The following is a 9,782-nucleotide window of genomic DNA, read 5'->3' as shown; positions in this document are numbered from 1 at the left end:
TAATGGCCGGATCACTTCAAATTGGGCACGACTAATGTCGCTCGGGTAGCTTTTTCTCATCTCCCAAGTGTCTCACATTCAACCAATCACAAAGACTTTGAACAGGCTCTTAGTGAGGGTGGTTAGAGAATTGCATTCCATCATCTCAAAGTTCCGCCAGAAATTCTGGGGATTGCAAGAGTGGGTTATGGCGGGAACGGTGAGGTGTAAAACTAGTTGGCACGGTTGCACAGCCATGAATTTTCGCGCTTGCGTGCAAAAGTGCACGGTGTGGTCAGTGTGATTGATAGCGTGGCAATTGCAACAAGGTATTACATGGCGGATATTGCAATTATGACCATGGCTACGCACTTATTTTCGCACTCATCCGACATAGTGCGTAACCGCCGGGCAGACGAGCCATTCGAAACGTGACATATCAGCACTGGATATCGGCATCCAAAGGATGCGTGTATTGTCGTACAACGAGGTCAAGTGGTCACTTGACCTCGTTGTACATCAGTGGCATTGAATGCATGCATTGAAGAAAGGACCGCTAAAGGTCCCCCATCAACGCCTGACCCCTGCGGCGCAGCAGGGCATCCTGGCGGGCTCATGCCGTCTGGAAGTCTCCTAACGCCGCGCCAGCCTGGCCCGAAGTTGACTGTTACCAAGTGAATACAGCAGAACCTTATTCAACTGAGTGCGACGACTCCAACGTTAATTCGCGGCTGCCATTCAGCGACTGCCACAGGCAGCACGATGCGTGGGTGGACATTCGGTCGGTGTAGGCATCCAGTGCGGTTCTTAACGAAAGCCGGCCTTGTTGAACCAGCGCAAACAGCTCGGTCAGGCAGTGTGCATCGTATAGGGCGGTATTGGCCCCCAGCCCACTGGCGGGACTCATCAGATGCGCGGCATCGCCCATAAACACCACCCCTGCCGGCCCAACGATCGGACGTGCCAGTTGGACGACATCGACTACCGACGCCTGCCCCTCCTGAGCTGCCAGCAGCGCCTGCAGATCGCCATGCCAATTGGCTTCGGCAGCCCACTGTGCGGCGACTCCGCCCACTCGCTGGGGCTGGTGGCGGGCCCGTGTCATCAATGGATGCGCATGCCGCGCGAATATCGCCCAGTACAGATAACCGGCTCGATCGATATTGGACGAAAACGTCATGGCATCAATGATCATCGTCAAGCCATCCGCCCGAATCACTGACAGGTCATCCGCGTAAAAGCGATGCCATGCTGGCGATGCCGACCAGCATCTTGCGTAGATGCACGCGTACTCCCGCTCACGCTCTGTATGCAATCCCAGCTGTGCGGCCACGTCAGAATGGGCACCATCGGCCACGACCACCACATCAGCCAGCAGGGTGCGGTTCCCAGCGTGTACCGCCCATCGCCCGTCCGGCTGGGGGTGCATGGCACGATATGGGCTTGAAAAAGCAATATGGCTTTCCAGGCCCCGCAGCAAGGTTGCCCGAAGCATTGAACGATCGACCTTCCACTCCGGGGGCTGAAATGCAACTGGTTCCGCGTCACCCTGCCAAGCCATGATCCGTTGTTTGACCGGACGCAGTTGACCGTCAAACAAACACATTCGTTCCTGACTCAGCGCCACTTCAGACACCACCTGATCGAAATCAGCCACTGGCAGACATGCGGCTAACGCAGCCTGCCCACTGGCATTCAGGCGAATTCGGAACCCCTGTCGGCGTGCCAGAGCATGGGAATCCTTCTCAAGGATATGGCAGGGGATACCCTGTTTTTGCAGGCCTTTTGCCAGCGTAAGCCCAGCGATACCCGCCCCAATCACGACGATGTTCAACGGTTGCATCTGTGTTTTCCTGTGTTTCATTCACCATGGCTGCCATGCTAGGGTGAACATTCCACTATCCAGTAATGAACAGCTGACACAAAATGCTGGATAACTGCCAACCTACGTGGAGTATCAAGGTGATTCAAACACTTCATCCTGCGGACCTGAGTGAATGGACCGGTCAACCCTCCATCATGGTGATCCCTGGCCAGGATGGTGACGCCACACCATTTGCGCTTGGTAATCGGCAATTCGATTGGCATCAGCATGTGCGAGGACAGCTGTTCTGTATTCAGGATGGGGTGATGCAGGTGTGGACCGAGCATGCCAGCTGGCTGCTCACCCCCGGTACACTGGGCTGGATCCCGCCTGGGATGTCGCACAGGGTGGTGGCACGCCGTATCCGGACCGGCTGGTCGATCTACCTGGACCCTTCGGCTGCTCAAACCTTACCAGCGAAGACCGCCACGTTTAACCGCAATCCACTGATCGAACTGATCGTCAATCGGCTTGCGGAGCGGGACCCGCTCGCGCCCCTCACCGAACGCGAAGCACACCTGACCACGGTGTTGATGGATGAATTGACTGTCTCGCCCAATAACGCCAACTGCTTGCCGCTGCCGAGTGACCATCGCTTGAAACGGATTACGGATGCCTTGATCAATCAGCCCGCCAGTAAAAAGCACGTGCAAGAGTGGGGGCGTTGGGTAGGGCTGTCCGAGCGCAGTATTCACCGTCTCTTTTATGCGCAGACCGGCATGAGATTGGGTCAATGGCGGCAATTGCTGCGCTTGCATCTGGCGATCGAACGACTTGACCAGGCGCACGCCATTGCCGCTGTTGCAGACCATTTAGGTTACGAAAATACCAGCCATTTCATTGCGCAATTCAAGCACTATTTTGGCGTGGCACCAGGGCAATATCAGCGGATGTCAGACACGCTCACCGTCAACATCAGCCCATCCCCCAAGCTGGGTTGATGGCGATAAAGTACCCAACTAATCCTGGAACAACTGCGGGTAACCGAGGTCATTGAGCAACCGCGTCCGACCCCATTGCCGGTTGTGGTCAAGTGGGGTGAGCTTGATCGCCTGTCTTTCCTAAAACCATGGCTGGAGATGGGCTGGGTCAAGGCGTCAACAGGCTGAATCACTCGTCAACATGATCCAGCTCGGGGTCGACGACAGCGTCGCGGGGTGAACGACCAAGTCGATCGCTACCAATCGGCTCCCTGCATTCGGCCATGGGTCAGCGCACCGGCACCCGGGAAACGATGCAGTCTCGTGCACCGCACCAACAATGCGCCGTCACGTGGCTACTTTACCTCGTTGTACGGTTAGCTAAAACAAAAGGGCCTCGCATGCGAGACCCCTGCGGCGGAATCGATGGACGTACAGCGAAAATAGCTATTTTTTTAACTCGCCAAGATCAAGTGCTTCCTGCGAGCCATCCTTAACCTTAACGTCGATGCTGACGGTTTTCTGTCGATAGTCCACGCTGCGAAAGTATGGCTGCTGTCAATGGCCAACAATTTTGACCCACCCCCGACTTGAACCGTATCAGAGCGGCAGCATTACTGTGGACAGAGTTCAGCTTGACGATCCGTCAATCAAACTCGCGCAACTGCGCGCCAGAGTCGGCATGGTGTTTCAGCATTTTGAGCCGTTCCCACACTTATCGGTGCTCGACAGCCTCACGTTGCCGCAGATAAAGGTACTGGGCCGCAGCGAAGACGAGGCGATCGAGAAAGCCCGTAAGTTGCTCGACCGCGTTGGCCTGAAAATGCACGCCCATAAGTACCCAGCACAACTTTCTGGTGGACAGCAGCAACGGGTCGCAATTGCCCGCGCACTGTCCATGAACCCAATTGCCATGCTGTTTGATGAGCCCACGTCCACGCTTGATCCGGAAATGATCAACGAGGTCCTTGATGTGATGGTAGAGCTTGCACGTGAGGGAATGACGATGGTTTGCGTCACGCATGAAATGGGATTCGCACGCAAGGTCGCGCATCGCGTGCTTTTCATGGATAGCGGCGTGATCGTTGAAGATGCAGCAAGTGACTGTTCTTCAATACACCACGGTCCGCACGTGCGCGCGACTTTCTTGACAAGATCCTGCATTAGGGAGAAAAAAAGTTCTCTCAGGTGGTTGCGCGCTACGCCACCGCTTCTTTGAGCAACCAATCACGAAAGGCCATCAGTCTGGGCAGACTGGAACACTCAGCGCGGTAAACGACGAAATATGCCAGTGGTGAAGTGAAAGTTATTTTCGGGAATAACCGAACCAGCCGCCCGGTTGCCAGATCGTCGTGCGCCATGACACTGCGAGCGAGCGCGATACCGTGCCCATCAATCGCTGCCTGCAAGACAGCTGCAGAATTATTTATCTTCATGCCACGCGTGGTGGCAACATCAGTCACGCCCGCCTTCTGCAGCCAAGCATCCCAGGTTGGAAAGCTCGCATGTCCGTCCATTGACAAGTCGTGGATTAGAGTTTCCTGGGCTAAATCTTCCGGCTTCTGCAAGTGCAAATGTTCACGTAGCAATTTGGGCGAGCAAACCGGGTAGACCTCCTCGTCCATTAGCTTCTCAGTTGTCAATCCCTGCCAGTTTCCCATGCCGTAGCGAACGCCAATATCGATCCGCTGCGCTACGAAATCCACCGCCTTGAGGCTGGTATCTAAGCGCACGTCCGTGTCAGGCCAAGCGATCTGGAACCTGTCGATGCGTGGCAGCAACCACTTGGCGGCAAAGGCTGGGCTGACTGTCACAGTGAGTACACCGCTAGTCGATCCCTCCTTGAGCCGTTCTAGGCCAATCGCCAGCCTATCGAAGCCCGCACGGATATCCGGCAACGCCCGCTTGGCTGCCTCAGTGGGTATGAGTCGTGCCCGTCCACTGGAGCCTCGATGGAATAGCGGCGTGCCCAACCATTCCTCCAATGTACGCACGAGTTGGCCGACTGCAGCGGGGGTCACGTTGAGTTCGGCCGCTGCTGCTGAAAAGCTCTGATGACGGGCACTGGCCTCGAATGCGCGCAACGGATTGAGGTGGGCAGGGGATTTCATAACGATAAAGTTTTTCTTTTAATGCTAGATACTTTATCTCATTTGCCACCAGAAGGGAATAAGTAAAGAATTATGACTGTATTGATATTTTGGCATTGGCAACAATTCATGGTTGGTATCGACAGCTTTGGGCAGTCGCAAATATGAATAGTTTTTCTTCTAGATCAGATGGCGATCCTTGCACAAACAAGGAAGTCAATCAACACATTGAAAGGTTTTACTATGAGCAATCAATTCAAGGGCAAGAAGTTGCTGGTTGTCGGTGGCACCAGCGGAATGGGCCTTCAAGCAGCCCGCATGGTGCTGACCGAAGGCGGCAGCGCAGTGATCGTGGGTCACCGCGCGGACAAGGCCGAAGAAGCGCGCAAGGAGCTGGCTGCTCTGGGGCAAGTTTGGGTGCTGACGGCAGACCTCTCCAGTAACGAAGGGCTGGCTGTGTTGCTCAAAACCATTGACGAACAGCATTCGGACATCGACCTTCTGGTCAATGCGGCTGGCGTCTTCTTTCCCAAACCTTTCCTGGAGCACCAGGACGCTGACTACGACCAGTACATGAAGCTGAACAAGGCGTTCTTCTTCATTACCCAGAAAGTCGCCACCAACCTCATTGCGAAGGATCACGCGGGCGCAATCGTGAACATTGGTTCGATGTGGGCGAAGCAGTCCATCGCGGCCACACCATCATCGGCCTACTCGATGGCCAAGGCCGGTTTGCATTCCCTGACCCAGCACTTGGCCATGGAGCTGGCCTCGAAGCATATCCGTGTCAATGCTGTGTCACCGGCAGTGGTGCAGACCCCGATCTACGAAGGCTTTATCCCGAAGGCCGAAGTGCACAGCGCGCTGCAAGGCTTCAACAACTTCCATCCCATCGGTCGCGTGGGAACGCCTCAGGATGTCGCGGAAGTGATCACCTTTTTGCTCTCGGATAAGGCGAGCTGGGTCACAGGCGCCATTTGGGACGTCGACGGCGGCGTAATGGCCGGTCGTAACTAATTTGTTGCTAACCGACCCGCCGCGGCGGGCATCTACCAGAAACACAAAGCACCGTTTCTCAACACCATCGCCGGTGCGAAATCGAAGGAACTGCTTGTGCGTGACGAAGACGTGCAGGTACAGCATGGTTTTGACAGTCAGGAAAACGCGTACGCCTACCTGCAAAGTGAGCTGTTCACAGCCGATGTGGTCGGCGGTCTCAATGTCATGTACGGTTTCGTGGGAGCGTAGGGGCGGCAGGTTCCCCTGCGCCACCCGATCGGACTGGGCACCAGGTTGCTTGGTGAGGTGCACTGTTGCACCCAAGTCTATGCCATTGGCAAGTTCGATCCCACCCTGGAGACCTGATTCACCCCGGCAAGTCGACTCGCGATCGATCTGCCATCACGAATTTCAAATCGCCAAGTTCAGCTGAAATTCGCACCGCCGCGCACAAATTTCTATTTTCCAATTATGAATCAATTCATTGCATTGGTTTTAAGGTGGTTCGTCACGGATTCAGGCGTTGGTTAGGGAAGGCCGGTACAACAGTCGGGGGTGAACGCTTGCATTCGAGTTGGTGTCGATTTGGAAAACGGCCTCACTCCCGCGCCCCAATCCACGCCCATAAGGTTTTCACCTAATAAACATATTTTTTACAAATTAATGTAAGCCCCTAAGCACCACCCGCACTTGATTTAATTAACTGTTTGATTTCTACTAAAGGAGCCAATCCAAATTATAATTAAATTTTTAACAAAATAAACATTTTTTTACAAATTAATGAAATCCCATAGCACCACCTGCACTTGATTTAATTAATTATTTAATTTTTACCCAAGTTGACAATCCAAACAATAATTAATTTTTTAACCTAATGCACCTCTTCACCAATCAAAAATCGAAGAGCAAAATATAGTAAATTCAATCACTTAAGATTGAATGATATGTCAAAATCCAATTTGCGCAGAGGTGCCCTAGTAGACATTTTTTTACAATTTTATATAGCCACACCCCGGCACTACCTGAACTTGATTCAATTAACGGTTTTACTTTTACTCAAGGAGGCTCACGTGTTATCGCTCAAAACCCGACCCCGCCAAAGTGCAGGTATTGTACTGGCCATGGCAGGCATACTTTTAGGTACTGCTGCTACTGAAGCACAAGCACGTTCAGGTGTGGGACTTAACCTCACCGGATTGGCTTATTACTCCCCCGCTATCCCCACCATTGATCAGTTCAAGATGACTGATAAATGGCTTACACAATGCGGCGACAAGAATTATCCCGCTGAATTACAATGCGCAGATAAAACATACAGATGGGACACTATCGAACAAAGTAAGCTAGTACTAGATGAAAATGGCTGGGTTAAAAGCCTGCCGGCAAGCAATGCGCCAGAAACTTATCGCTTTGTCTCCGCGCTTCTCTTTAAAGACAATAAGCGCGCAAACCCTTCTGGTGATTACACGATCCTCTACGAAGGCAACGGCACTCTTACTTACGGCTTAAGCGCTTCCAATGTGCGCCAGGCACCGGGCCGCGATGTCATTACCGTCGACAACACAAAAAGTGCCGGTTTGCTAATCAGCATTACCAAAACCGACCCCAATAACTACATCCGTAATATCCGGGTAATTCCACCGGGTGGCGTTTGCGCCAATAAGCCGGACGTTTATGCGGCCAGTGCCGCCAAATGCACCGATACAACCGGCCGCTTTGTACCGTTTACCGAGAACGTCGGGCAGCAAATCTGGCATCCCGCTTTCCTGGCGGATTTGCGCAGTTTCCGTAGCTTGCGCTTCATGGATTGGGGCGCTACCAATGGCTATCAGGACCCGGTGACCTGGCAATTCAAGCCACAGCCGCTGGTTAAATGGGCAGAGCGCCCATTGGAAAGTAATGCATTCTGGGGGACCAACAAGGGGGCGCCCTATACCGCCATGCTGAACTTGGCCAATAGTGTCGGCGCCGACCCTTGGATCAATCTGCCACCACAAATTGACGACGATTTTGCTATTCAGTTCGGGCGGCTGGCGAAAAGTATGATGGCGCCAGGTCGCACCTTGATCCTGGAATATGGCAATGAGCCTTGGAACGGCAAGTTCCCTGCTACGAGCTGGTACGTTACTCAGGGTAAAGCAAAGGTTGCCTCACGCGCATGGGACGAAGGTCACCCTGATTGGGAGCTGGGAATGAATTGGCATGCCCTGCGTGCCGCACAAGTCTGCCAGTTGGTGAAGGCGCAATTTGGTACCAACACCGACAAAGTAAAATGCGTTATGAACGGCCAAGCTGCTTGGACTGATCTAGCAAAGCAATACCTTGATTGCTCGATTGCCGCGAAGTACGACCTAAATGGCCAGACATGCGGCAAGTTCATGGATGCTTTGGCAATCGCGCCTTACTTTGGCGATTATCTGAGCGACACCAAACCGGCGGTCAAAGCCGCACGGCAGTCCTGGTACAAAGAACCAGACGGCGGCCTGGGCAAAGTCTTTGAAGAGCTGATGGGTGAAAACGCCCAAGGGAATGCAGTAACTCCCCCCCTGCTTGGCTTGATTGAAGACTCAGCAATGGGCGGCGCTATTGAACGATCGCGTCTGCGTACGAAGGACAGCTATGCCTTGGCAGTCAGCAAGGGTCTTGGTCTCTATGCCTATGAAGGCGGTCAACACCTCGTCGAAATTCCGAGCGAGTTGAAGTGTATCGAGTGGGACAATGACGGCAAATGCACCAAGTACGAAGATATCAATGCCAAGGAAAACAACGAGAAATGGGTGCCACTTATGATCGCCGCCAACCACGATGATCGTATGGGCAAAGCCTATACGAAATTCATGGAGAAATGGATTGGCGAACGAGCTCAGGTGTATATGTACTTCAACCACGTTGGCACACCCAGCCGTTACGGTGCGTGGGGCTTGAAAGAGCGGCAATTCACCAATGACTGGGTGAAATGGAAAGCCGTACAACCCTATCGCAAAGGTAGCTGCTGGTGGACTGGCTGCACCCCCTAATATGGCTTGTTGGAATGTTAAAAACAGCACCATGGGTCAATGCCCGTCACATTAGCGCGTAGTAAGGGCAATCGGGATAGGGGCCGGTCAACGAAGACCGGACCCCTCCCACACCACCCGCCATGCGGGTCCGCACCGGATGGTTCGAGAAGTTGAGGTCGGCGCAGGCTGGGAACTCCAAGACGGTCGAAGTAGGCGATGGTGAGCACCAGGTTCCATACAACGAGGTAAAGTGGCCACGCTGCGGAGTGCTCAGTATCGAATATTGCAATGCAACAAGTACCCGCACGTCCGCCCCCGGTAAATTCGATTTCTTGGGGTTTAGCTTTCAACCCCGGCAAGCGAAAAGCCGCTGGGGCAATCTGTTCCTCAACTTCAGTCCAGCCGTAAGCGCGAAGGCAGCCAAGTCAATTCGTCACACCATACGTAGCTGGAAAATTCACCGCTGGCGTAAAACGAGGTAAACCTGTCATATTTGCGAGGTAAACGTGTCACTGGTTGAACATTGCCATTGGCATGTTGCATTGCGGTAAAGAACGGTTGTTGGCGCCATTTTCGCACGAGGCAAGTAATACACATGATCCGATAAGGCATAGTGGCGGTTCACTTGTTGTCGATCCAAACGTAATGAAAGGCAACGTGGTTTGGTGTCTGGCATTTCACTGATTGGCAAATCGCCGATGCCCATCGAATAGCACGACTGGCGCCCTGTTCAGCGGCATCCGTCACTACTGTTTGGCATATTGCACCACGTTGGGGGTGGTCAAACTTCGGTGTGCCGTCCGCATGTCCGGCGTACATTTTCATCTCGCCCACAGCGATTTTTCTGTGAAACAGTGGCAGCGTTTGCCGCTGTTTCGCTTAAAAATGCAGCAAATGTCAGCGCTTGCTGAGGATGACTGCTGTCGAGGTG

Annotated in this window: 6 protein-coding genes and 1 pseudogene; 5 read left to right on the top strand and 2 right to left on the bottom strand. The window is 53.4% G+C overall.

The window, feature by feature from the left end:
- Positions 1 to 670 precede the first annotated feature (670 nt).
- Complete coding sequence (locus tag FFS57_RS23695; protein ID WP_171014176.1) at positions 671 to 1,822, bottom strand: FAD-dependent oxidoreductase; 1,152 nt, start codon at positions 1,820 to 1,822, stop codon at positions 671 to 673.
- Between the two features lie 119 nt (positions 1,823 to 1,941).
- Between FFS57_RS23695 and FFS57_RS23690 the strand changes: the two genes are divergently transcribed.
- Together FFS57_RS23690 and FFS57_RS23685 are read left to right on the top strand one after the other, a co-directional pair.
- On the top strand, positions 1,942 to 2,784 hold the full coding sequence (locus FFS57_RS23690; protein WP_171014175.1) for an AraC family transcriptional regulator: 843 nt from the start codon (positions 1,942 to 1,944) through the stop codon (positions 2,782 to 2,784).
- Between the two features lie 568 nt (positions 2,785 to 3,352).
- A pseudogene (locus tag FFS57_RS23685) lies at positions 3,353 to 3,930 on the top strand (amino acid ABC transporter ATP-binding protein); the annotation flags it as partial.
- 32 nt (positions 3,931 to 3,962) lie between these two features.
- Here the strand turns inward: FFS57_RS23685 and gcvA are convergent.
- A complete protein-coding gene (gene gcvA / locus FFS57_RS23680; RefSeq protein ID WP_137940304.1) occupies positions 3,963 to 4,874 on the bottom strand; it encodes a transcriptional regulator GcvA in 912 nt (303 codons plus the stop codon).
- A gap of 222 nt (positions 4,875 to 5,096) precedes the next feature.
- Between gcvA and FFS57_RS23675 the strand changes: the two genes are divergently transcribed.
- The 3 genes from FFS57_RS23675 to FFS57_RS23665 all read left to right on the top strand — a co-directional run bounded on the left by FFS57_RS23675 (position 5,097) and on the right by FFS57_RS23665 (position 8,869).
- Positions 5,097 to 5,870, top strand: a complete 774-nt coding sequence (locus tag FFS57_RS23675; protein WP_137940303.1) for an SDR family NAD(P)-dependent oxidoreductase — start codon at positions 5,097 to 5,099, stop codon at positions 5,868 to 5,870.
- A gap of 30 nt (positions 5,871 to 5,900) precedes the next feature.
- The gene (locus FFS57_RS23670; protein ID WP_137940302.1) at positions 5,901 to 6,101 is read left to right on the top strand and encodes a hypothetical protein; all 201 of its coding nucleotides are present in this window, start codon (positions 5,901 to 5,903) and stop codon (positions 6,099 to 6,101) included.
- 821 nt (positions 6,102 to 6,922) lie between these two features.
- Positions 6,923 to 8,869, top strand: coding sequence for a hypothetical protein (locus FFS57_RS23665; protein ID WP_137940301.1), 1,947 nt, complete (start codon positions 6,923 to 6,925; stop codon positions 8,867 to 8,869).
- Positions 8,870 to 9,782: the final 913 nt, after the last annotated feature.

The sequence above is a fragment of the Chitinivorax sp. B genome (genome assembly GCF_005503445.1).
Taxonomy (GTDB): Bacteria; Pseudomonadota; Gammaproteobacteria; order Burkholderiales; family SCOH01; genus Chitinivorax.
Note: the sequence above shows the minus strand (reverse complement) of the source record. Positions and strands in the feature narration are given on the sequence as shown.